Source organism: Micromonospora sediminimaris, assembly GCF_016863575.1.
GTDB lineage: Bacteria > Actinomycetota > Actinomycetes > Mycobacteriales > Micromonosporaceae > Micromonospora > Micromonospora sediminimaris.
Window position 1 is genome coordinate 208,175 of sequence record NZ_BOPD01000006.1, and the last position, 24,000, is coordinate 232,174.

The window sequence follows — 24,000 nt, forward strand, 5'->3', positions numbered from 1 at the left end:
GGCACAGCCGGAGCGGAACCGCGGCTACGTAGCGTGGCGATCGGAAGAGTGGCATGCATTGAGCGACAGCCCGGCCGGCGGTCAGCCGTTGAGAAACTGCTCCAGCCCGTCAAGCATGCGGTCGAGCCCGAACCGGAACGTTCGCTCCGGATCGTCGATCGCGTTGTACTCCTCGCCGGCCACCCGTCCGACCCGGCCGGAGATCGGATAGGCGTCGGCGGGCATCACCCGCTCGAGAACCGGCGCGTTGATCTCCCACCATTCGGCGTCGGAGATGCCGGACCGCTCCGCCGTACGCCGTGCGTCCACCGATGCCCGCGCCATCCCGGCTGTGAACCCGCTCAGCAGCGTGACCACCTGGTCCATCTGGAGATCGGTGAAACCGGCACCTTCGATGGCCGCGAGCTGCCACTCGTACCGGTCGGAGACGTTCGGACCGATCCACGGCCGGCTGTTCTCCACCTGAAGCAGCCAGGGATGCCGGTGGAACTCGTCCCACAGCTGCTCGGCGATCCGGGTCATCCGCTGCCGCAGCGGGCCCTCGTGCGGCGGGAGTTTCTGCTCGCCCGCGACCTCGTCCACCATCAGGCCGATCAGCTCGGAGCGGCCGGGGACGTAGGTGTAGATGGACATCAGCTTCAGCCCGAGCCGATCGGCGACCTTGCGCATCGAGAAGGCGGGCAGGCCCTCCTCGTCGGCCACCTCAATCGCGGCCCGGACCACCTCGTCGATGGTGGCCCGCTGCTTCGGTCCCCGTGAGCCCTGCGGCGTGCCGAGGGTGCGCCGCCACAGCAGTTCGAGCGTGCGGTCGACGTCCTGACTTTCCATGTGCGGAGATTACCCCGTGAGGTGTACGGTGTACCACGCACCATTTCCGTAAGGCATACGGAGTTAGGAGCGGCGTTGACGAACCACACCCTGACCGCCGACGGACTACGCAAGAGGTACGGCGACGTGCACGCGCTGGACGGCTTCGACCTGAGCGTGCCCCCCGGTGTCATCCACGGGCTGCTCGGCCCCAACGGCGCCGGCAAGACCACCGCGGTCAGGGCGCTGGCCACCCTGATCGACGTGGACGGCGGCAGCGCCAGCGTCGCCGGGTTCGACGTGCGCACCCAGGCCCGCCAGGTCCGGCGCCGCATCGGACTGGTCGGGCAGAACGCCGCCGTCGACGAGGTCCTCGGCGGCCGGCAGAACCTGGTGATGTTCGGCCGACTCTACGGCCTGAACTCCGCCGACGCCCGGGTGCGCGCCGACCAGTTGCTCGACACCTTCGACCTGACGGACGCGGCGACCCGGGCGGTCTCGACCTACAGCGGTGGGATGCGTCGCCGGCTCGACATCGCCGCCGGCCTCATCCTGACCCCCGCGGTGCTGTTCCTCGACGAGCCGACCACCGGCCTCGATCCCCGCGCCCGCAACGAGGTCTGGGCCGCCGTCCGCGCGATCGCCGTCCGCGGCACAACGGTCCTGCTGACCACGCAGTACCTCGATGAGGCCGACCAGTTGGCTGCCCGGATCTCCGTCATGAACCACGGCAGGATCATTGCCAGTGATACGCCGGACGCCCTCAAACGCCAGGTCGGCGGCGACCGCGTCAGCGTCACGGTGCCGCTGCGCGAGCCACTGACGTCCATCGCGCAGCGGATGGCGGCAGCCGTCAAGGCGCCGCCCGCAATCGACGCCGACACCCGCACCATCACCTTCGAAGTCGGCACCGGCGTGGTCGCGATCGCCGAGATCGTCCGCGCCCTGGACGAGCTTGGCGTCACCCCGGAGGACCTGATGCTGCGCCGCCCCACCCTCGACGAGGTGTTCCTGACCCTGACCGGCAAGGAGGTCGCGCGATGACCACACTGCGCGCCGGCTGGGTCATCACCCAGCGGGATCTGGCCCACTGGGTACGCCAGCCGTGGGCACCCGTATTCGGCCTGCTCTTCTCGATCATGCTGCTGCTGGTCTTCGGCTTCCTGTTCGGCGGGGCGATCAGCGTCCCGGGCGGCGGCGACTACATCAGCTTCCTGCTGCCCGGCATGCTGGCGTTGAGCATGATGTTCGGGGTGGAGGCCACTGCGACCGCGATGGCCAACGACGCCCGCAGGGGCATCACCGACCGGTTCCGCTCGATGCCGATCGGCAGTGCGTCGGTGGCGCTGGGCCGCGTCGGCGCCGACATGGCCAACTCGGCTGTCGAACTGCTGGTCCTGATCATCGGTGGCCTGCTCATCGGTTGGCGGATCTCGTCGGATCCAGCGTCGGCGGCCCTGGCCGTGCTGCTCCTGCTCCTGCTGCGGTTCGCCGTCCTGTGGATCGGCATCTTCCTGGGGCTGACTTTCCGCGGCGAGGGCGCGACGATGGCGGTACAGGTGCTGGTCTGGCCCATCGGCTTCCTCTCCACCGCGATCGTGTCCGCCGAGACGATGCCCGGCTGGCTCGGCGACATCGCGGCCTGGAACCCGTTGTCCGCGACCGCGACCGCCGCCCGTCAGCTGTTCGGCAACCCGAGCGGCATCACCGAGGGGCCGCTGGTCGCCGGGGCGGTGTGGCTGGCAGTCGGCTGGCCGCTCCTGCTGACCGCCGTCTTCGTACCGCTGTCGGCGCGGGCGTACCGCAGACTGCGCCACTGAATCCGGCCGGACCGCAGCTCGAGGCTTTCGCCCATGGTCCGTTTACCACTACCCACCAGGAGAGCAGATGAGCTTGATCGACCAACTACACCGCCTGCTCGACGCCGGGCTCGCCGACGTCACCGGCAGCAGCCCGGCAGAACTCGCCGCCTGCGTCGCCGCGCTGCCAGACGAACCCCAGTGCGTGCTGGCCGTGCACCCCGAGCTGGCCACCGCGCGTCAACTGGCACCGCTGCTGCGCCGTGACGACAAGCCCGGCTTCGTCGTCGACGACATGGTCGACCTTGAGCAGTTCGTACCCATTGAGGGCCTCGCACTACCCGACCGCCCGCTCTATCTCGTCCGCGAACCCGATCGCGGCGACGACATGCGCAACTGGAGTCCCAACGAAGCGCTACCGGCCATCCTCGAACGCGGACGAACACCGCTCACCATCCACGAGGGGATCAGCTGGCTGCTACAGGAACCGAAGGTGCTCGAACCCAATCACTGCTTCATGACCATCGGCTCCCGCAAGCCCACCGGCGACACCCTCGACGCCCGAACCCCTGCCATCTGGATCAGCGGCGGAACCGGACGCGACGGCACCGCCCGACGCAGAGCGCCGAAGATCGGATGGTGCTGGGCGGGCAACCGGCATACCTGGCTCGGTTTCGCCTCCGCGCGCCACCGCACTCCTGTCAATTGATCACGGCGGGCCCGGGAGCACAACGGGAACGGTACCTGGCTCCAGCGCGACCGGCTCTCATTCCCCGGCCAACTCTTCGGAGACGTCATTCCCGGACCCGCCGCCGGCCAGGATAGAGCCGCCCAATTTCGGCAACGACCCGAACATTCGGGCCTACAGCCTCGCGGTGCCGAACGGATTGTCGATGACGTACCGCCAGCAGCCATCAGGACCGCGGCGTGCCACGTCGGTGGCGGTGCCTTCCAGGTGCACATGCTGCCCGTCGGCGCCCTGGCCGTCGATCGTCCAGTCGACGATCAGTAGGGCGATGTCGTCGGCCAGGTAGACGTGCCGGGGACGAACGTCGATGGGCAGGCCCACGTCGAGGAAGCGTTGGTTGGCCGCCACCCTGGCCGCGCCGGTGACAGCCTGGCCCGGCGCGGCGACAAGGACGCCATCCGGTTCGTAGACCTGCTCCACAGCAGCGACATCACCGGAGTTGAAGGCCCGAGCAAAGATCCACGGGTGTTGGCTGGCGTCGTCGGTCAGCTGGACACTGTCAGGATGGATGTTGAAGTCAAAGGTCATCTGGCCAGTCAAACCGGGCCCGCCGCCGGTAACCAAACGGTGAGCAGCGGCTGGGATCGTGAGCTGGTCCCGGACACCCGCGGCGAGACAAGACATCCCGCGCCCACCTGCCCCGTGGAAGTCGCGCTCGCCGCTGTCGGCGGCCGATGGACGACGCTCCTCCTGCGGGAACTGATGCATGGGCCCCGCTCGTTCGGCCAGATGCGGGCCGCGTTGCCAGCGCTGAGCGCGAAGGTCCTGAGCGAGAGGCTGACCAGGTTGGTAGTTGACGATCTGATCGAGTGCCGCCGCCATAAGGGCTTTCCGTCTCGCACCGTCTACCGGCTCACCGCCGCCGGTCAGACGCTCAAGCCGTTACTGATCGAGCTTTACCGGACCGGTGACGCGCTGCTCCGTGAAACCTCAGCGCAGCGCGGCCCCAGCGGCACGTGAATACTGGAGTCAGTTCACCTGATCCGCCACCTCCAGTGCCGCCCGGTAGCCCACGTGCTGCACGACGATGTCCACATCGAGTGCGGACTGCACCGCCCGGTCGACGTCCTCCCGAACCTTCGCGAGCGCCGTGGTGCCGAGGTCGGTCAACCAGGCACGCAGCAGCAGCAGGCGAAGTTCCGAGGCGGCCAGTTCGGCGACCTCCAGGCGACCTGCCTGCTCGGCCCGGGCCAGCAGGCGCTCGGCGAGCAGGGCCGGCGCTTCGAGGTCGCGGCCGATGAGGCACAGCACCAACCGATGCTGTTCCATCCGCGCGGCCAGCGCGTCGGCGACCAGCACCACCCCCGCCGACGCCCAGTGCCGTACCACCGGATTGTGCCGGCTCACCACCGCCATCAGTGGGCTCAGTTCGCGCCCGTCGGCTTGGCGACGCAGTTCGAGCAGGTAGCTGGCGGTGAGTGCCTGAAGCCGGCGTTGCGCACGCTGCACCGGGTTGAGGGCGGCCACCCGCCGCACCCCGCCGGACAGTGGACGCAGGGACTGCAGCGCCCGCTTGGGCGAGTCCTCGAACGCGTCCACCACGTCCTGCTCCAGCTCGGCGCGCTCCTCGGCGGTGAACGCCTCGCCGGCGAGGAACTCGGCGAACGCGACCGTCTCCGCCAGGTGGCCACGGGTCAGCCGGTAACCACGAGAAGCCGCGACGACCGTGGCCGCCGCCGCGGGGTCGACCGACACGTCGTCACGCGGGAAGCCGCTCGCCCGCTCCAGCCAGTGCTCGGTGGCCAACGGGGTACCGGCCCACCGGCGGGCGGCGTCACCGCGGGCCTGCTTGGCATCGAACAGCGGTGTCGTGGCACCTGCGGGCACGGCGCTGACCTGTGTGGACATGGTGACCTCCGAAAGCCGGTAACGCGGAATGTGCCGGACCGGGCAGCCCGCACAACCCACATTCGCCGGCCACCCGCTGCTCGGTTCCCCGACACGGGTCGGGAACCGGTCCACGCCCTCACGGCGAACCCGGGCTGTCGCGACCCTCGCCAAGGGACGCGTTGGGGGAAGGAGCCGGACGATGGCGTACGTCGGTATCGACAGTCAGGGCGCGCGGGCGCTGGGCGGGGTGCTCCGCGACACCGCAACCCGCGCGGAGACGGTGCGGCGTCAGGTGGTCGGCGCGCTCAACCTCGCCGAGCTGACCAGCCAGGCCCCCCTGCAACTCGCCCTCGTCCAGGACGGGTTCACCACCCTGGGCACCGGGGTCATCGACAAGGCCGACCTCGCCGAGCAGTTCGCGATCGATCCCCGGGGGGTGGCCACCAGCCTCGGCGCGACCACCGCCGAACTCGGCAGTGTGCTCGGCGCGCTGCTCGGCTTCGCCGGCCCACGGGATCTGCGGACCATCCTCGTCGGCCTCGCCCCGGCCGGCAGGGACGCGGCGCTGGACGCGGCACTCGCTCGCCTGTCGCCGGTGCTGATGCCGGCGCTGCTGGCCGGGCAGCGACCCGACCTCCCTGCCGAACTGCTCCCCGACCTGCGAGTGCTGGCCCTCGCGCTGGGCATCGAACACGCCGGACCACCGGTGCCGCAGGTGGACGGGGAGCAGACCGGCAGTGGCTTCCTCGGCCTGTTCCGGCGCCGGGCCGAGGAACGCACCACCGAGGTGTTCTGGCAGGACTTCTGGTCCGACGGACGGTCAGTCAACGACGTGCTGGCCGACCCACAGCGGCTGCTGGACTGGGTCGCCGGCACCGTCGAGCTGGACCACCGCCTCGCCCGCGCGGCCGATCTCCCGCGACTGGGCGACGTGCTGGCCACGCACGACTTCGCCACCGCCGAGAGCGCACCGGCAGAGCTGGCCGCGAAGATCGCCGCCGCCGAGGTCGAGTTCGCGGCAATCGCCGACTGGCTGCCCGCCCACCTCGTGGGCCGGGACACCACCGCGCCCGATGACACGCAACTCGGGCAGACGCTGGCCTTCGCCGCCCGGGTCGGCTGGACCGATCCCGGTGCCACGGCGGCGACCCCGGCGGCCCGGTTCGCGGCGGCGGTAGCGTTCCTGCGCGCCAATCGGATGGTGCAGAGCGCGCTGCTGCCCACCGGATTCGAGGGCGACACCGACCCGACGGCGTTCTTCAACGAGGCGGGCATCGACGTCGTCCTGCGGTTCGGCCGTACGGCAGGGGCGATCGACGAGTCGTACACCGTCGGCCTGGCCGGGCTCGTGGACCAGGCGATGACCGCCGCCGGGGTCGATCTGAGCAGCGCGACACCCATCGAGCTAACCCAACCGATCCAACAGCAGCTCTTCGCGCTCGTCGCGAGTCAGATCCCCCGCTCGATGGCCGAGTCGCCGGCTGTCCAGGCTCAGTTCGTGGGGGCGCTGAGCTACCTGCGGGGCGCGACCGACGGGCCGCAGTTGCGCGAGCGCATCAACCGGGTCGTCACGGCCTTCCGCTCCCTGGCCGTCGTCGGAGCTCCGGCGCTCACCGAACGCGAGCTGACCGCCGTGGTGGGTGCCAACGTGGTGGACGCTCTCGGCCGAGGTCGACTGCGGCTGCGCAGCCGGGACGCGGTCGAGCGCAGCCCCGAGTTCCTGATCCTCGCCCGCCAGTGGGGCATTCCCGGTGGCCGCAGTCAGGACCTCGGCAAACACAAGCTCAACGTCACCTTCGACGACCTCGGGGTGCTGACCGACATCAGCCGGCGGAAAAAGAAGAAGAAGGGTTTCCTGTCCCGGATCTTCGACACCGTCAAGTCGATCGGCAAGGCCATCGTGACCGCCTGGAAGGACAACCCGTTCAAGGCGATCTTCCAGATCGGCAAGATCGCGCTCGGGGTCGCCAGTCTCGTCGTCCCCGGCCTACAGGCCGTCGGGATCGCCACCCTGGCGGTCAACGCGGTCGAAGCGGTGAGCCATGCCATCGACGGCAACTGGCTGGGTGCCATCGGTGCGGGCCTCTCCGCCTTCACCGCCGGGGCAGACCTGCTGGGTACGGCGGCCGGAGCGGCGAAGCTGGTGGGGCAGAGCAGCATCGTGGGCGACCTCTTCGACGCCGGCACCACCCTGGACGTGCTGCGCAACGCCAAACGCGCCTTCGACATCGGCGCGTCGGTGTTCCAGGCGTCCCAGGCGAACACGGTGATCGGTGCGATAACCGCGGGGCTCGGCGCGGCCGGCAGCGTCCTGGGCAACGGCGGACCGCTGCTGGCGAGCCTCGACCTGATCGACAAGAATCTCGCGCTCGACCTGGTGCGACTCGGTACGTCCGTACGCGACGTCACCCGACTCGTGACTCCGGCAGCCGGCGTGATCCAGGCTCTCGACCGAGGCGACGCACTGGCCGCGTTCGGCAACGGCCTCGCGGTGGTCTCCGCCGGGGCGGCGGCGCTGCTGAACCCGAGGGGTGTCCTCGGTGACCCGAAGACCGTCGCCGGAACGGCCTTCGACTTCGACCCCAAGACCCGGACCGACCTGGCCGACCTGGCCAAGGGCACCGGGATCATGGCGAGCCTGGCGCAGGCCATCTCCGCGGTCGACGCGGGGCGACCGTTCGTCGCCGGGCAGGCACTCGCCCAGGCGCTGCGGATCGCCCGTACCGCGCCGCAGGTCGGGCCGGACGCGGCCGTGGTCGCGCAGCGTGTCGCCGAGGTGGGCGTCGTGTTGGAAGGGGTGTTCCGGGGCGTCGACCCGAGACTGGCCGCCCCCTTGGTCGTGCAGCGGCTCCGCAGCGTGCTCGACGCGCTGCGGCCGACCGGCGTACCCGGCGGTCCCGCCGGCGGGGACGAGTCGCTCGTCCTGGCGGCCGGCGCGACCACGATGTCCGCGGCGCCCACGACGTTCGGCCCGTTGCCGGGATCGGCCGGGACGGCTCCGCCGAACGGTACCCCGGCGATCAGTACCCTGGCGGGCGGAGCTGGGGAGAGCACCCTGGCGGGCGGAGCCGGGGCAGACACGCTCGGCGATGGGTTCGTCCTGGCACAGGCCACCGGCGGGCCGGCCGCCGGGCAGCCGACCATGACGCTGCCCGGCTCGACGACGCCGATACCGCTGCAACCGGGAACGCAGTTCATTCCCCCCGGTGCGACGGTCGTGGGCCCCGACGGCACCGTGTACGGCGGCGACAGCGGATTGGTACCGGGTGCGAGCCCCGGCGCGATGAGCGTCCCGGGTGGCATGCCGCCAGCCCCCGGACAGATCAAGCAGCTTCCCGGCGGCTACCTGCTCTTCTTCCTCGATCGCCCCGAGGACATGCCGCAGAGCCGGCTCGACGACCTGGACGACCCCGGCATCGGTGGCGGTGGAACCCGTCTCGCCAGCCTGGCCGGCGCGTCGCTGTTCGGCGGCCCGACCAGCAACCAGCCGCCCGGCGTACCCTCCGGCGACCTGCTCCTCACCAGCACCGCCAGCACCCGGGACGAGCTGGGACGGATCAACCTTCCCGAGGGCTTCGGGCGCGACCCGGACTCGCCGTTCTACGTCCCGGTGCCGGCCGAGCCACAATTGCATCCCATCGGGCAGTTGTTCGTGCCGCCGGCTGACGGCCCGTCCCACGTCTGGGCGGCGCCGCAGAACCCGGCGTTCATCGCGAACCATGTCCTCGACGGCGGCTCGCGGACCAAGGAGTCCATCTTCAACATCGTGGGCTGGGGCGCCTCCGCCCAGGGGCCCCACAACGCGTCCGAGTCGGTCTACGTGGGTGTCCGCAACGGCCTGCTGCTGATCGACAACGACACGGCTCCGGTGGATGGTCTCACCATCGGCGGCGTTGCCGGCTTCTCGTATCAGGCCGGCAACTACGGTCTGGTCACCTCGCTTGCCGGCGAGGTGAATCTCGGCCCGATCCTGGACCTGCGGCTACCCACCCTTGCCCTCGACGGGATGGCCGCGGTGAACATCCCCTACATCGGTGCCGTCGGGTTCCGGGCCAACAGCGACGGATTCCGGCTCGCCGAGCAGAGCGACTTCGCCGAAGGCGTGGCCATCGGCCCGGGCGCGCTGGTAACCGTCAAGTACCCGGTCAGCGGCGAACTCGCGGTGGAGCGCATCGCCGAACTCGCCGGAGTGTCGACGGCGGACGTGCGCATCGCGCAGCACGCACCACCGGGCAGCCTGCTCGCGTTCGACGTGCGGGACGAGTTCCGCGCACCGTTCGAGCCCACGTTCGCGGAACGACCCGGATTCCCGGACCCGGACATCGGGTCCGCCGCCGCCCTCGGCCCCAAGCTCGGTCTGCCGGACGGCTTCTCCGTCGATCCGGGCGGAGCGTACGCGCCGCCCCCGGACGACCTGTACCGCTACGGCACCGCGGGATCGACGGACCTGGCCAGCTGGGACGACGTGTCCGAGTACGAGCTACCCGATCTCTACCACACCGCATACGACACGATGATCGGCCTCGGGGCACCCGAGGGCACGACCGTCGACTTCGGGTACGGCGCTGACTTCTGGGACCAGACGCAGCCCTCAGCGGCCTACGACGACGGGGCACCGGCTCTGCTGGGACCGGCGCTCGATGCGATGGCCTGGGATCCCCAGCTGGAGTCGTTGCCCGGGATCGCCATCGGCTACGACGAGTTCACACCGCTCGACCTGGATGTCGACGACGGCTGGTCGGACTGGTGAGCGAGGGAACCGAAACGGTACCTGGCAGCGAATGCAGACGACCGAGGCGACACCGGTCGCCCGGAAAGACCACATCGGGAGGTAGCAGTCATGAACGTCGGAATGCTCGGCGGCGACGTCGCCCAGATCCAGCAGCACGCCATCGCGTACCGCAGCCTCGGTGACAGCCTCGCCGCCTGTGGTGGCAACGTCGTCTCGACGACGGACAGCGCGGTCGCCGGTCTCCAGGAGCAGATCACCAACGCCCAGACGGCCGTGGTCTCGGCGCTGCTGGCGGTCAGCCAGGAGTCCCGCTCGGTGACCACGAGCTTCGGCGGCGTCCAGTGGACCGGCGCCAATCGGGCCCAGGCCGAGGAGGTCGGCGTGGAGCTCGACGCACGGGTCAATGAGACGACGGTGCGCGTACAAGAGATCTTCGAGACCTTCCGGGCCGACCTCGCCCGCCTCGGTGGGGAACTGAACGACGTGGCCACCCAGTTCAACGCCGTCGCGGTGGCGGCCGGGGAGTCGGCCGGATCGCTGGGGCAGGCGATGGACGCGCAGGCCGTCCAGCTCGACGAGATCATGAACACCGGGATCACCCGCGTCTGAATGGGTGGGTCGCCGTGCCGCGGGCCGGGGTTGGTACTGACGCCCCGGCCCCCGGCGCAGGTGGCCCGGCACCGCACCGGAAGGGAGCGTCGAAGTGCCATTCGCGGAGGACTACGAGGCCGCGGCAACCGTCCTGGACGCGGCGGCCCAGATGGCCGGCACGATCATGGAGCCCGCGCGGGCAGCGATCGGCCCCGGCTCCATGATTGGTGGCCAGCTGACAAACATCGTGACGGACGAGATGGACGCCGCGGCCACCATCCTCGATCAGGTCGCCACGGAGCTGACCCAGCTCGCTGTCACCTGTCGGGAGCGCGCGGAGACGTGTCGCGAGGTGGCGGCGGCCGAACGCGACTACACCGCCGCGTACGAGGAGTACCGCACCGAGTTGCGGGACCGGCAGGGGCAGCCGGAGCCGGGCGGTCCGCCCGCGGCACCCCAGCCTCCGCCGGCACCGCCGTCGTGGGCCAACAATTGAACGGGCGCCGAAGCTGTCCCGCTGGCGCGGTCACCGGTAGCGGTGGACCGCGCCAGCCCTGCTGTGCTCAGGAGCTCAGTGCCGCCGTCATCACCACCAGGCCGGACGGGGCCGGCGGAGCACCCTCCTGCTGAAGGGTGACGCTGAAGGTGGTGTAGTCGGCGATGTCCACGCCACTCCACAGCTCGATGGGTACGCCGCTGCGGCGCTCGTGGAACGACCCGATCGGTACGGTGCCGCGCGGTCCCTTGAGCCATGCCGCGTAGTAGGAGCCCGGCGCCGCGGCGGGCAGCCCGACCGGCTCCAGCACGACGGACGCCCCGGACGGGGTGTCCACGACGGACACCTTGCCGCGCGCCTCCGGAGCCAGCTCCGTGCCGGCGGCGATGTAGACGTCGGCGCGCGGTTGCGCGTCGAGCATCCGGTCGACGGCCAGCACACCAGCGGTGAACACCGCGGCACCGAGTGCGGCGGCGGGCAGCGCCCAGGTGAGCCGGCCCATCCGGGGACGCCACTGCGCCGGATGCCACCAACGCGGGCCGGGGTCCGCCGACGGGACCGGGGTGGCCGGGCCGGCGGTCGGCTCGGGCACGGGTACCGGCTCGGGCACGGACAGCTGGTCAGACGCGGACAGCGGATCGGGCGCCGGTTCGGCTGCGTGCTGCTCGGCGGCGTGCGCCCGTACCCGGCTGAGGATGCTGTCCCGAAGTGCCGGCGGTGGACCGGACGCCCAGGTGGTCTCGGCGCGCAACTCGGTGACCACCGCAGCCAGCAGGGCCGGGTCGGCGCTCTGCGCCGCCGCCTTCTTCCGCCCGGGGGTGCGCCTCGCGTGCCGATCGAGGTGCCCGGTCAGCATGTCCACGAACTGGTCGTCTGCGCCCCCGTAGGTCTGTGGTGCGGTGCTCACCCGTCGCTCCTCCCCTCGCTGCCCGCTCTACCGATTGTTGTTCGCCCCCCGGTGCCGGTCTGGTTCCCGCCATCGTCCAGCTGCGGGGGATCCCGCACGTGGGCCAGCAGTTCGGCCAGCCGCCGGTGTGCCCGGTGTGAGCGCGACTTGACCGTACCCAGTGGTAGGTCCAGCCGTTGGGCGATCTGCGCATGGGTCAGGTCGTCGAAGAACGACAGCCGGATGATCTCCCGCTCATGGTCGGCGAGCTGACGCAACGCCTCCTGCACCGTCCAGGACAACCATGCCACGTCCAGGTCGGGTGCCTCCACCACCGCGTCGTGCTCGGCCTCGTGACCACCCCGGGTGGGACGCAGCTCGCGCCGGATCAGGTCCAGCGCCGTGTACCGCGCAATGGTCAACAGCCACGGGCCGAGATCCCGCTCCGGGTCGTACGTCGACGCGGATTTCCACGCGCGGATGAACGTCTCCTGGAGCGCTTCCTGCGCGAGGTGGTCGGCGCGAGTGACAGTCATCGCGACGGCCCACACCGCACGCGAATAACGGTCGTAGACCTCGCCGAGCGCATCGGCGTCCCCCGCCTGAAAACGCACGAGCACGGCCGGCGGCAGCTCGCGCCGCCCGTCCCCCGTGTCCGGTGGTTCCGCCGACGAGCCGGACACGGCTGTCGCACCCGGCGCAGATCTTTCGGCCACCGATCCACGATACGCAATTGATCGCGCCTCGTGAATCTTCCGAATATCGCGCCGCAGGGAACCGCAGGCGTGCCCGGCGGCGAACTGTGGTCATGAGGCTCCGCGTCCGCATCGAAGAGCAGCAGCCGGTCCACGCCGGCCCACGGTTCAGCACCCGTGACGTCTGCCTGGTCACTGCCGCCCCGGACGTCACCGTCAGTGAACTGCTCGACCAACTGGTCGGACCGCTCACCGCCCGGGTCGCGGCCGGCGAGCTGACCATCGAGGTGGACGGCGTGGAAGTTCCCGGCGACAGCCTCCTCGCGGACCTGCCGATCTGGGCCGGTTCGGAGCTGAGCGTACGGGCGGCGGCACCGGGTCGGTCGACCGACCGGTCGGGCGGCCCGGCCGAACGGCCCGTCGTCGAGCTGAGCCGGGTGGCCGGGCCCGACAGTGGCCAGAGCATCGCACTCGACCACGGCACGTTCGCGATCGGACGCAGCCGGCAGGCCGGAGTGGACTTCGGTACCGTCACCCGACCGTTGGTGCACATCGAGACGACCAACCAGCTGCGGGCAACCGCGACGGTCGTCGACGACAGCTGCCCCGTACGGGTGGACGGACGGGACCTCACCGACGACGAACCCGACGCCGACCTGCACGACGGCACCTACCTGCGGCTCAGCGACACGGCCTTCCGGGTGGCAGCCCCGGCCGACCTGCCTGCGCCCCTACTGTGGCCCGCGCCGTCGACCGGCGAGGCGACGGGTGGCCGCGAGCCGCTGATCCGTACGCCCCGGGTGGCCACCACCGCGCCGGCAGAGCAGGTGCCGGTGCCGGCCGCGCCGGCCCCGGTGTCCGTACCCGCGCCGCTGTCCTGGCTGCTGCTCATCGCGCCGTTGCCGATCGGCGTGGTGATGGCCTTCGTGTTCAGCCCGTTCTTCCTGGTGATGGTCGCGATGACGCCGTTGATGGCGCTGGCCCGCTGGGTCGAGTCCCGGCACCGCGCCAAGAAGGACACCATCCGGTTGGCCAGGGAGTCTGCGGCGGCCGTACAACGCTTCGGCACCGACCTGGACGCCACGCGCACCGCGGTGGCGGCAGCGGCCCGCGCCGCCTATCCGGGGCTGGCCGGTCTGGTACGCCGGGCGGTGTCGGGTCGAGGGCTGTGGGAGGTGCGCCCGGGCGACACGGACGAGCTGCGGGTGGTGGTCGGCGTGGGTGCCCGACCGTGGCGGCCGGAGCTGGGTCGACGCGGTGCCGAGGAGCTGGCGGGACGGCCGGAGCTGAGCGAGGCGCTCGCCGAACGGTCCCGGCTGCCGGACGTACCGGTCGACGTGAACCTGCGGGACCGCTCAGGACTGGGCGTCGTCGGGGCTGGCACAGCCGCGCGCAACGCAGTCGCCGCGGTCGTGCTGGATCTGGTCACCCGGCACGGACCGGCCGACCTGGCGTTGGCCCTGGTGGTGCAGCCGGACCGGCTGGCCGGGTGGGACTGGCTGAAGTGGCTGCCGCACCTCGGCGGTGACGACGGGACGCTGCGGGTCGCCTCCGACGCGGCCGCCACCGAACAACTGCTCACCCGGCTGGTCGCCGACACGGCACCGCCGTCTCGCACCGCACTCGTGGTGGAGGGCGGGGCCAGCACGGGCGGGGCGGGCGCCACGTACACCGTCGTCGTGGTGGACGGCGATGACCTGTTGACCGGGCGCGTCGCATCGATGCTCGGCCGGCTTGCCCGCGGCAGCGGTCGAGCGCTTGTGGTGAGCGGGCGCACGGAACGGCTGCCTTCGGTGTGCCAGTGCTTCCTCGAACTGGCGCCGGACGGCACCGCCGACCTGACCGACGCGGTCACCGGCGAGCGGACGTCGGGCCTGCTCGCCGTGCGGGCCGCCGAGCAGGTGTGCGGGCCGGCAGCGCGCGCACTGGCCCGCTGGACCGACCCGGAGCAGGCTGTCGCGGCGGCCTTGCTGCCAGCCCACGCCCGCCTGGTGGACCTGCTGCGGAGCGTGTTGTCCGGCCCCAACGGGCTGGGACGGCCGGTCGAGGAGCTCGACCCGCTGTCGATCGGTGAGTGGTGGCGACGCGGCATCTCCGGGATGCAGGCCACCATCGGGATGACCGAACACGGTCCGTTGACCTTGGACCTGCACAGCGACGGACCGCATGGGCTGGTGGTGGGCACCACCGGCGCGGGCAAGAGCGAGTTCCTGCGGACGGTGGTGGCGTCGCTGGCGTGCGCGCACTCGCCGGACGCGCTCACCTTCCTGCTCGTGGACTTCAAGGGCGGCGGCGCCTTCGACGCCTGCGCCTCGCTGCCGCACACCGTCGGGCTGGTCACCGATCTCGACGAACACCTCGCCGCGCGGGCACTGCGCTGCCTGCGGGCAGAGTTGCGGCACCGGGAACGACGCCTGCGGGAAGCCGGTGTCAGCGACATCGTCGACCTGGTGGCCCCCGACCCGCCGTTGCCGCGGCTGCTCATCGTGATCGACGAGTTCGCCACTCTCGCGGTGGAACTGCCCGGCTTCCTCGGCGCGCTTGTCGACGTGGCGCAGCGGGGCCGCAGTCTCGGCATCCATTTGTTGCTCGCGACACAGCGACCGCAAGGGGTCGTGGACGGCAAGATCCGGGCGAACACGAACCTGCGGGTCGCGCTGCGTGTCCAGGACGAGGCGGACTCCCGTGACGTGCTGGGCACCCGGCAGGCGGCCGACATCGACCGGCGCAGGCCCGGCCGCGCCTTCGTCCGGCTCGGTGCGGGCGAGGTGATCGGGGTGCAGACCGCGTTGGTGTCCGCAGCGACCCGACGAGGACAGCGCGAACGAATCGAGGTCGCCCCGTTCGCCCTGCTGGCTGACCAGGAGACGAACGTACGGGAGGACCATCCGGACGGCGTACCGACAGATCTTGAGAGGCTGGTCGCCGTGATGGCGGAGGCCGCCGAGCGGGGTGGTTACCCCCGGCCGCGGGTGCCCTGCCCGCCACCGCTGCCGCAGGAGGTCGACGCCTGGAGCCTGGCCGTCGACGTCGACGCCGCAGCGGATGGTCCTCTTCCGGTGCCCCTCGGTCTCGTGGACCTGCCCGACGAACAACGCTCGGACTTCTGGTGCTGGGCGCCGGAGGCGGGCGGGACGCTGGTGCTCGGCGCCGACGCGGCCGCCACCGGTACGGTGCTCGCCACCGCCTGCCTCTCACTCGCCCGCCGCCGCGCCCCCGACCGGCAGCGAATCTTCGTGCTGGAGGGCCTCGGCACCGGCCTGGGGGCGCTGGCCGGTCTGCCGCATGTGACCGCGGCGGTCGGCGTCGACGACAGCGAGCGGCTCGCCCGGGTACTCGACCAGATGGATGCCGAGATCACCCACCGGCGTGTGAGCCGGACGGCAGGGCCTGACGTCCTGCTCGTCGTGGCCGGCTGGGACGCGCTTGTCGAAGGGGCCGAACGGGCCGGCGTCGGTGAGGTCGGCGCACGGCTGGAGCGCCTGTTGCGCGACGGCGCACCCGTCGGGATCCGGCTGCTCATCTCGGCGTCGCACGACCGTGGCGTACCCGGCCGGGTGCTCTCCCAACTGCCCACGAAGCTCTGTCTGCGCCTGGCGGACGCCAACTCGTACACGGGGCTGGGTCTGCGGGCCCGGGATGTGCCCGAGCTGACCGGCCTGCGGGCCATCGACCTCCAGACCCGGCGCGAGATCCAGTTCGGGCGGTACTGCGACGGGAGGCCGGGGGCGCTCGCCGACGCGGTGGCCCGGGTCGCCGCCGACTACCCGGACGCACTCCCCGCGCCCACCGTCACGGTGCTGCCCGAACTGGTGCCCGCCGGTGAGGTGCTGTCCGCGTCCGCAGCGGCCGGGCCGGTCTGGCGGCTCGGGATCGGCCGGCACTACCGCGACCTCAGCGTCGCCACGCTCGCGCTCGGTCCGGGTATGCACGCGGTGGTGGCGGGCCCCGCCGGCAGTGGTCGCACGGGTGCGCTGCGCCTGCTCGCCGCCGCCGCCCACGCCAGCACACCCGACGCCCGCGTGCTCGTGGTGGCCGCCGACCTTGACGCCTGGACCGGTGCCCAGGGCACCGAGGTGGCCGGCTCCTTCGGTGGATTGACCAGCCCACCCACCACGGGGCGGGCACTTCTGCTGATCGACGGAATCGAGTCGCTGCCCGACGCCGGGCCGGCCCTGGACCGGCTCCTGCCGGGGCTGCCGGCCGGCGTCCACGTCGTCGTCGCCGGCCGGACCGACGCCTTCCGGGGCATGCAACCGTGGCAGCGGGCGGTGACCATGTCGCGAACCGGGCTGCTGCTGCGCCCGGCGCCGGACGACGGCGAGGTGCTCCGGGTCCGGCTGCCGCGCGAGGCCCCGCCCCGGCCGCTGCCGGGACGCGGCTATCTCGTTGAGGCCGGCGGGTTGGCCCAGATCCAGGTCGCGTTCCTGGCCCAGCCGCCACCAGCCCGGCTGGCCATGCCGATCGGGGTGTTCGCAGGGGAGGCACGATGAACGGTCAGTCGGCGTACGGGGTGGGGGTATGCCTGACCGCGCACGGTGTCGTGGTCGCGGTGGTCCGCGACAACCCGATGCGACTGGCCGCCGTCGCCGAGGTCACCGGCAGCCTGGCGGGGGCGAGACCACTGTCGCGGCGGCTGGCCCGCGCACGGCGGCAGCTCGGCCTGCCGCGCTGGTGCTCGACATCCATGGTGGACGCGCCTGGTGGACCCGGCGGTCGGCACGGTCCGGACGAGCCGACGACGTCGCGGCCGGAGTTTGCCGAACTGCTCGCCCGCGCGGGATTCCTGCCGACCACGGTGCGGGCCCCGGCACAGCTCGCCCACCTGCGCAGCGACGTCGGTCTGGGTGTCGGGGTAACCGTCGACCGACGACTCATCGAGGCGATCGCGGACGAGGCCCACGAGTGGGCGACGGCCGCGGCCCTCAGCGCCTTCCCGCCGGACAGCTCCGGCCACGGGGACCGACAGGTAGGTCGTGACGACGCTGGCAGTGATGCCGGACAATGGGAAAGCCGCACAGCGGAGACCGGGTGGGCCGTGCAGCGCGTGAGCACGTCCGGTGAGCGCGAGCAGCAGACGGAGGAGACGCCATGCGTATTCCGACGAGAGGTGTGAAGGTCACCGTCGCCAGCGGCGAGCGGCGGCCCATGTCACAGGTGTCCCGCTGGCTCGTCATCGGGCTGGCCTGGATCCTCGCCTCCGCTACCGTGCTGGTGGGCTCAAGGTACGCGGTGAGCGCCTGGGTCCGCAACCCCGGGGCCACCCCGGCGACCGCGCTGGACGCCCGCTCGTTCGGCGATGCCTCGGCGGCTCCCGTGGACCGGGCGGTTGCCGGCTCCACCCGCCTCATCCCGGTGCGGCCACAGGTGCTACTCGACTCGCGAAAGGTCGGCTCGCTGCCCGCCGGCGTGGACGTGACGGTGCCGATGCCCGAGACGGCCGCTGGCGCCGGTGTGGTGCTGGTCGAGATCTCGATCCTGGCCGCCAAGGGTCCCGGCGAGGTCACCGTCGGCCAGGGCACCGACCGGACGGTCGTGTTGCGGGCACCCAAGGCCGGGGCGCAGCTGTCCGCCACCGTGGTGGCCCGCCTCGCTCCCGACGGCGACCTGCGGGCCAGCACCACCGGCGGCGGCGATCTGCTGGTACGCCTGGTCGGCGTGTTCGAACCGGCGCAGCGGTCCGACGCCGGCCGGATCGTGGCGGTGCCACCCGCCCGGGTGGTGACCCTGGTCCCCAGGACCGACGGGAAGAAGGCCAGCGTCGCGCTGTCCGACGTCCGGCAACTCGCCGACGCCGGTCCGATCTCGGCGGTGATCCTGCGGGTATCCGCCGACGTCGGGTCCAAGGGCGGGCTCGTCTCCGCCGGGACGCGCGCCGGTGACCTGAACCAGACCGTCTACTGGTCGGCCACCAGCGGCAGCGACCGCACCCGCAACGGGCTCATTGTCGTTCCGGTCAGGGACGGTTCGGTCCACCTACGGTACGAAGCGGGCACGGAGATGCGAGCTGATCTGGTCGGCTACGTCACCGGCACCGGCGCGCCCGAATCCACCGAAGGACTTGTGGTCCCCGTTCCGCCGCACAGCCCCGAGCCGGTACGCGCCACCGAACAGTCCGATGTCGAGATCAGCCTGGGCACCACGGATTCGCTCGCGAACGTGCCGGTGGATCGCATCGCGGCGGCGCTGCTGACCGTCACCGTCACAGGCGACGCGGAGGGCGGTGTCAAGGTGGGCGGCAAACCGACCCTGACCGCGTCGAAGGGCGTCGCACGCTCGGCGCTGACTCTCGTCGAGACGCCACAAGCGAGGGTACGGGTGCAAAGCGCCGTGGCCGCCACCATGGCCGTCACACCACACGCCCTGGTGCTGACCGGCTGACAGAGACGATGGTGATGAGCACGGCCCCAGCCTGAGGAATCCGCACGGCAGTCGGCAAACTGCGAGAACACGCCCGATGTCGGGTCGCCGAGAATTCAGCCATGACTGCCACGGAGCGCACCGGCCTGGATGCTGTCCCGTCGACATCGCCGACCCGACGGGGTCGGGTGATCCTGATCGCCGTCGGAGTCGGTGTACTGCTGTCAGTGCTGTGGTCGTACGAGTTCGTCGACCACACCATCGGCGATTCGATGGCCAACGCCATCCTCGGCCGGGACGCGAAGGCGACCGCGATCGGCGGTACCGTCGCCGCCCTGGTCTTCGCGTTCGTCTCTGGTCTGGCCGGTACCTTCACCGCCTGCAACATCGCCATGGCCGCGTCGATCGGACCGATGAGCCAGGCGAACGCGGGTGCGGCGGCCCGTGCCGGGCTGCGTAGCCTGGTGCGGCCGGTCGGCTGGCTGACCCTCGGAATGGTGGCGGTCTCCGCCAGCTACGGGTTCATCGGCGTGCTGCTCGGTGAGCGGCTGCCGCAACTGTCCACCGCCACCGTCGGGACACTCCCGGTCCGCCTGATCCAGTCGATGATCGTGTTCGGGGTGATCGGGCTCGCTTTCGTCTACCTCGGCCTGGCCTCGCTCGGCGTGGTGCGGGATCCCTTCGCGCACCGGCCGGTGGCTCGTGTGGTGGTGCTCGGCGCGCTGGTCGGTGGCTTCCTGATCGGCCGGCCGTATCCGCTGTTCAACAAGCTGTTCCACTGGGCGGTGGAGAACGGTAACCCGTGGTACGGCGCAGGGGCCTTTGTCCTCCAGTCACTCGGCAACATCGCCATCGTCACGGTGCTGTTCGTCCTGCTCGTGCTGGTGACGCGGGGCGGCTTCATTCGCTTTCTGGCGGCCAGCCCGGCCCGCACCGCCGCGTTGACCGGCGGGATGCTGATCGCGTTGGGCGTGTTCATGGTCGTCTACTGGAACGTGCGACTGCCGGCGATGTTCGACTACGGCTGGTTCCCCACGATGCCCTACAACCAGTGAAAGCCGACGGATGATCCGCGCCTGAGCATCTGCTGATGCCCGGGCCGCCACCTGCCCGGAACCATCGGCCGATCACCGGGCCGACGGCACAGGAAGGAAGGTCTGCTCGTGTCGGCTGCCTACCAGGGCGCAGATCCAGCGGACGGCGATGTCGCCGGGACGGGGAAGGACGACATCGCGAATCGACCCCTCGGGCCGAACCGCACGGCGGGGCGACAATCGGCGCGGCATCCGGTGGTCGGGCAGCGGTCGACAGCGGACAGCCACTTCTGGTGGCGCTGGGGCTACGAGGCCGCCGAGGCTGGTCCCGTGCCGACAATCGGCGAGGAGTTGTCGGGCGGACCGGGCCCGATGCCGTGACATCACGTGGGGTGAACAGCACGTTGCGGAATGTCACCTTACCGGCACCTTTTCGGTATTCAATATGGTATCTTTACGCTCCTCTTTCGAATAGCACACTGCCGTGACGAACGTGATGTCGACATGCCCCCACCGAGAAGGCCCTACGTAGCGGCGACCTCGCTACCGTGCTCCGCCTACGTAGCCCCCACCGACCGTCGGCACCACCTGCGGTCGTACGCCAGTCGCGGCCCGATCCCCCCGGTTGATATGACCTTCGGTGAACTGCACGGGCTACCCCTGAAAGCCCTGGCGACGCGGCCGGTCACAGAGCAGTTCCCGGATCTCAACTCAGGTGTCGTCCATCTCGATGCGCCCGCCGGAACGCTGGCCCACGCCGCCGTCCTCGACGTACTCGAAAACTATCGGAAAAATAGCGTGGGCGTCCCCTGGCACCGCTCCCAGGTGGCGCTCAACTGGGCCGCCAACCGATTCCGGGCGCTGATCGGCGCACCCGGCGGCGCCGTCTCGTTCGGGCCCGACATGACGAGCCTGACCCGGGCCTTCGTCCGCTCGATCGAGCCGGCTCTCCTGCCGGGCGACGAGGTCGTCTGCACCACGTTGGATCATCGTTCCAATGTGGATCCCTGGCGGCAGGCCGCCCACCGCCGCGGGGCCGCGGTACGGATGGCAGAGGTGTCCCCGGACGGCCGGTTGACGGTGGACGCCGTCGCCACCCAACTCGGCCCGCGTACCCGTTGGATCGCGGTGACCGCCGGATCCAACGCGCTGGGCACCGCGCCCGACCTCGTCGGTATCTGCACCGCCGCTCGGCTTGCGGGTGCCCAGGTCTTCGTCGACGGCGCACAGGCGCCGGCGCACCTGCCGGTCGACGTCGCCGCCTGGGGCTGCGACGTTTTCGTCACCTCGGCCGCCACGTGGTACGGCCCCGGATGCGGCATCCTGTGGCGGCGCGGCGGTAGGATCTCCGCCACGCTGCTGCGCGGTGCCGCGCCGACCGGCGGACCAGGCATCGAAGCGATCCTGGCCACCGGTGTCGCTGCCGAGGTGCTGATGCACTGGGACCGCGCATCGGTCTTCCGGCACGGCGAGCGGCTGGCGAACCTGCTGGCCCGGAGCCTCCGCATGATCGATGGGGTGCGCGTGCTCGGTCGGTCGGGCGACGCGGCACGCCTGCCGATTGTCGCGTTCCAGGTCGCCGACCGTCCGGCCGCCGAGGTCGCGGCTCAGCTCGCCGACGGTGGCGTCGTCGTCGGACACGGCACGTTCGGGTCGGAGCCGGCGCTGCGGGCCGTGACACCGGAGACCCCGGAGGCGCTGCGCGCCGGCATGGCCCGTTACACCTCCCGGGCCGACGTGCGTGCCCTCATCGCCATGCTCGCGGGGATCGCGGCGACCCGCGACTGACCGGCCACTCTCAGCTTGCGCGGTCCCCCACCGATCGACCGCGAGGGCTCGAACGCCCGGCGTCGGCGTGCCACGATGGGCTCGACGTGCAGGCGCAGGCCCAGCCCGACAAGGAGGGCCGGTGGAACGACCCGGGGCACCAGACGGCCGGCCACTGCTCCTCGACGGCGCGCTCGGCACCGAGTTGCAGCGGCACGGTCGTTCCGTCAGCGCTCCCTGGTGGACCGCGGACTGTCTGCTCGACGCCGCCGGCCGACGGCTGGTCACCCAGGTGCACGCCGCATACGTCGCCGCTGGTGTGGACGTACTCACCGCGGACACCTTCCGCACCACCCCGCGTACCGCCCACCGGGCCGGCACCGGCCCCGACACCGCCGCTCGCCTGGCGCACGTCGCGGTGTCGCTGGCCCGCGAGGCAGCCGCCACCGTGGCCCGCCCCGTCGCCGTCGCCGGATCGATCGCGCCGATCGAGGACTGTTACCGGCCCGAGCTGGTGCCCGACGGAGCGGTGTTGCGCAACGAGCATGCCTGGCTGGCCGACCAGCTCGCCCGCGCCGGCGTCGACCTGGTCCTGGTGGAGACGATGAACACGATCCGCGAGGCGGTCGCCGCCGTACGCGCCGCCCGCGCGCACGGGCTCACCACCTGGGCCAGCTTCGTGTGCGCACCGGGTGGTGACCTGCTCAGCGGCGAGGACGTGGTGGCAGCCGCCACCGCGGTACGCGCCGCCGGGGCGAGCGCGGTGCTGGTCAACTGCACCGAGCCGGCCGGTACGGAACGGGCGCTTGCCCGGCTGGGACGGGCCGGCGCCGGGCGGCTCGGCGCGTATCCGAACCTGGAGGACCGCACCGGTCTGCCGCCCGCGACACCTGTCGACCGGTACCTGCCGCCGGCAGTGTCGCCGGCCGAGTTCGCCGGTCTTCCGGACACGGATCCATGGCGCGGCCTCGACATCGTCGGGGGCTGCTGCGGGGCCGGCCCGGAGCACATCGGCGCGTTGCGGGCACGCTGGCCGCGGGACGCCGACGAGGGTCAGCCGGCAGCGGCCACGGACCGCGTGACCCCGGGCGGGTAGGTCGGGACGATGCCCAGCTCGTCCAGGTCCGCCCGTACGCCCTCACGAAGCCTCATCCGCGCGGAGTCGGGCAGCAGCGCGGCCTCGACGGCGGTCATGGTCATCCCGGCGAGCTCGGCCACCGTGAAACCGTGCCAGCGCGCCGCGAGCCGGTGCTCGGCGACCAGGTCGGTGTGGAACATCGACGGATCGTCGGTGTTAAGGGTGATCCGGACGCCGGCCTCCCAGAGCCGTCGCAGCGGGTGCGCCTGCGGCGTCGACACCACGCCGGTCCGCAGGTTGCTGGTGAGGCAGACGTCGAGGACGACTCCCCGGTTCCGGAGCACCTTCATCAGCGCCGGGTCCTCGACCGCGCGGATGCCGTGCGCGATCCGGGGTGGATGGAATGTCAGACAGTCCCAGACGCCCTCCGGTCCCACCGCCTCACCCGCGTGCGGCACGAACGGCACACCACGTGCCGCCGCCCACCGGATCGGCTCGGCGAACAGCGAGGCCGGGCGTCCCGGCTCGAAGCCACCGAGCCCGAGCCCCACCACCCCGGCGGGTCCACCCGCCACGGCCCACTCCGCGATCTGTTGGCACTCCTCGACCGACTCGCCACGGACATGGTCCACCACGAACCGCATGCTCACCCCGATCCGCCGCCACGCCTGCTCAGCGCCCCTGCGCACCGCGTCAAGCTGCTCGTCGAAGGGAATACCGCGCCCGCGCCAGTGCGTGCCGGGGCTGAACGTCACCTCCAGGTGCCGGACGTTCTGCCGGTGCGCCGCCTCGGCCAGTTCCTCGGCCAACAGTTGGAGATCGGCCGGCTCACGTAGCGCGGCACAGCACTGTTCGTACAGTTCGGTGAAGTGCCGGAAGCTGCGGAAGCGGAACAGGTCGGTGATCCGCGCCTCGTCGAGCCGACCGAGGTCGAGCCCGTGGCGGCGGGCGATCCGAAGCAGCGTTCCAGGTCGGACCGAACCCTCCAGGTGCACATGGGTCTCGACCTTAGGCAGCCGCTGGATCATCTCGTCGCGGTCCGTCCCGAGCGGTTCGGCGGTGCTCACCGTGCCGATTCTAGGTTCGTCACGACCGGACGGGCCGGTTCCGGCAACGGTCGATCGGGTCCAGCGGGTAGGAGGGCAATCTCGAAGAGGCCGCCGTGTACTATGTCTAA

Annotated in this window: 19 protein-coding genes; 13 read left to right on the forward strand and 6 right to left on the reverse strand. The window is 71.4% G+C overall.

Features of this window, described 5'->3' with window-relative positions:
* Positions 1 to 81 precede the first annotated feature (81 nt).
* A complete protein-coding gene (locus tag Vse01_RS03830) occupies positions 82 to 828 on the reverse strand; it encodes a TetR/AcrR family transcriptional regulator C-terminal domain-containing protein (protein ID WP_093402527.1) in 747 nt (248 codons plus the stop codon).
* 75 nt (positions 829 to 903) lie between these two features.
* On the opposite strand from Vse01_RS03830, the gene Vse01_RS03835 reads away from it, so the two are divergent.
* From Vse01_RS03835 to Vse01_RS03845, 3 genes are all read left to right on the forward strand, one after another.
* Positions 904 to 1,851, forward strand: a complete 948-nt coding sequence (locus Vse01_RS03835; protein WP_093402526.1) for an ATP-binding cassette domain-containing protein — start codon at positions 904 to 906, stop codon at positions 1,849 to 1,851.
* Positions 1,848 to 2,627, forward strand: a complete 780-nt coding sequence (locus Vse01_RS03840; RefSeq protein WP_093402525.1) for an ABC transporter permease — start codon at positions 1,848 to 1,850, stop codon at positions 2,625 to 2,627. The genes Vse01_RS03835 and Vse01_RS03840 overlap by 4 nt, the downstream gene beginning before the upstream one ends.
* Before the next feature lie 67 nt (positions 2,628 to 2,694).
* Positions 2,695 to 3,315 carry a DUF5701 family protein gene (locus tag Vse01_RS03845; RefSeq protein ID WP_093402524.1) on the forward strand — a complete coding sequence of 207 codons (621 nt, stop codon included), beginning with the start codon at positions 2,695 to 2,697 and terminating at the stop codon, positions 3,313 to 3,315.
* 153 nt (positions 3,316 to 3,468) lie between these two features.
* On the opposite strand, the gene Vse01_RS03850 is transcribed toward Vse01_RS03845, so the two are convergent.
* A complete protein-coding gene (locus Vse01_RS03850) occupies positions 3,469 to 3,882 on the reverse strand; it encodes a YybH family protein (RefSeq protein ID WP_373870631.1) in 414 nt (137 codons plus the stop codon).
* 114 nt (positions 3,883 to 3,996) lie between these two features.
* On the opposite strand from Vse01_RS03850, the gene Vse01_RS03855 reads away from it, so the two are divergent.
* Complete coding sequence (locus Vse01_RS03855; RefSeq protein WP_093402522.1) at positions 3,997 to 4,314, forward strand: winged helix-turn-helix transcriptional regulator; 318 nt, start codon at positions 3,997 to 3,999, stop codon at positions 4,312 to 4,314.
* Positions 4,315 to 4,323: 9 nt separating this feature from the next.
* Here Vse01_RS03855 and Vse01_RS03860 read toward each other — a convergent pair whose 3' ends face one another.
* Positions 4,324 to 5,202, reverse strand: coding sequence for a hypothetical protein (locus Vse01_RS03860; RefSeq protein WP_093402521.1), 879 nt, complete (start codon positions 5,200 to 5,202; stop codon positions 4,324 to 4,326).
* A gap of 181 nt (positions 5,203 to 5,383) precedes the next feature.
* On the opposite strand from Vse01_RS03860, the gene Vse01_RS03865 reads away from it, so the two are divergent.
* From Vse01_RS03865 to Vse01_RS03875, 3 genes are all read left to right on the forward strand, one after another.
* Positions 5,384 to 9,934 (forward strand): hypothetical protein, encoded by a 4,551-nt coding sequence (locus Vse01_RS03865; RefSeq protein WP_093402520.1) that lies wholly within the window; start codon positions 5,384 to 5,386, stop codon positions 9,932 to 9,934.
* Between the two features lie 90 nt (positions 9,935 to 10,024).
* Positions 10,025 to 10,525 (forward strand): hypothetical protein, encoded by a 501-nt coding sequence (locus tag Vse01_RS03870; protein WP_093402519.1) that lies wholly within the window; start codon positions 10,025 to 10,027, stop codon positions 10,523 to 10,525.
* Between the two features lie 94 nt (positions 10,526 to 10,619).
* A complete protein-coding gene (locus tag Vse01_RS03875) occupies positions 10,620 to 11,003 on the forward strand; it encodes a hypothetical protein (protein ID WP_093402518.1) in 384 nt (127 codons plus the stop codon).
* A 67-nt stretch (positions 11,004 to 11,070) separates the two neighbouring features.
* Here the strand turns inward: Vse01_RS03875 and Vse01_RS03880 are convergent, their stop codons facing one another.
* Positions 11,071 to 11,910, reverse strand: a complete 840-nt coding sequence (locus Vse01_RS03880) for an anti-sigma factor (protein WP_093402517.1) — start codon at positions 11,908 to 11,910, stop codon at positions 11,071 to 11,073.
* Positions 11,907 to 12,605 (reverse strand): RNA polymerase sigma factor, encoded by a 699-nt coding sequence (locus Vse01_RS03885; RefSeq protein ID WP_170863347.1) that lies wholly within the window; start codon positions 12,603 to 12,605, stop codon positions 11,907 to 11,909. Before Vse01_RS03885 ends, Vse01_RS03880 begins: the two co-directional genes overlap by 4 nt.
* A 92-nt stretch (positions 12,606 to 12,697) precedes the next feature.
* Between Vse01_RS03885 and Vse01_RS03890 the strand changes: the two genes are divergently transcribed.
* The 6 genes from Vse01_RS03890 to Vse01_RS03915 all read left to right on the forward strand — a co-directional run bounded on the left by Vse01_RS03890 (position 12,698) and on the right by Vse01_RS03915 (position 22,841).
* The gene (locus Vse01_RS03890) at positions 12,698 to 17,077 is read left to right on the forward strand and encodes an FtsK/SpoIIIE domain-containing protein (RefSeq protein WP_093402515.1); all 4,380 of its coding nucleotides are present in this window, start codon (positions 12,698 to 12,700) and stop codon (positions 17,075 to 17,077) included.
* Positions 17,074 to 17,700 carry a hypothetical protein gene (locus Vse01_RS03895; protein WP_093402514.1) on the forward strand — a complete coding sequence of 209 codons (627 nt, stop codon included), beginning with the start codon at positions 17,074 to 17,076 and terminating at the stop codon, positions 17,698 to 17,700. The genes Vse01_RS03890 and Vse01_RS03895 overlap by 4 nt, the downstream gene beginning before the upstream one ends.
* The gene (locus Vse01_RS03900) at positions 17,676 to 18,965 is read left to right on the forward strand and encodes a hypothetical protein (RefSeq protein ID WP_139233095.1); all 1,290 of its coding nucleotides are present in this window, start codon (positions 17,676 to 17,678) and stop codon (positions 18,963 to 18,965) included. Before Vse01_RS03895 ends, Vse01_RS03900 begins: the two co-directional genes overlap by 25 nt.
* A 101-nt stretch (positions 18,966 to 19,066) precedes the next feature.
* Positions 19,067 to 19,999 carry a hypothetical protein gene (locus Vse01_RS03905; protein WP_093402512.1) on the forward strand — a complete coding sequence of 311 codons (933 nt, stop codon included), beginning with the start codon at positions 19,067 to 19,069 and terminating at the stop codon, positions 19,997 to 19,999.
* Positions 20,000 to 20,608: 609 nt separating this feature from the next.
* Complete coding sequence (locus Vse01_RS03910; RefSeq protein ID WP_170863346.1) at positions 20,609 to 21,766, forward strand: aminotransferase class V-fold PLP-dependent enzyme; 1,158 nt, start codon at positions 20,609 to 20,611, stop codon at positions 21,764 to 21,766.
* Positions 21,767 to 21,887: 121 nt separating this feature from the next.
* Complete coding sequence (locus tag Vse01_RS03915) at positions 21,888 to 22,841, forward strand: homocysteine S-methyltransferase family protein (RefSeq protein ID WP_093402510.1); 954 nt, start codon at positions 21,888 to 21,890, stop codon at positions 22,839 to 22,841.
* Here Vse01_RS03915 and add read toward each other — a convergent pair.
* Positions 22,799 to 23,890 carry an adenosine deaminase gene (gene add / locus Vse01_RS03920; RefSeq protein WP_093402509.1) on the reverse strand — a complete coding sequence of 364 codons (1,092 nt, stop codon included), beginning with the start codon at positions 23,888 to 23,890 and terminating at the stop codon, positions 22,799 to 22,801. The genes Vse01_RS03915 and add overlap by 43 nt on opposite strands.
* Positions 23,891 to 24,000: the final 110 nt, after the last annotated feature.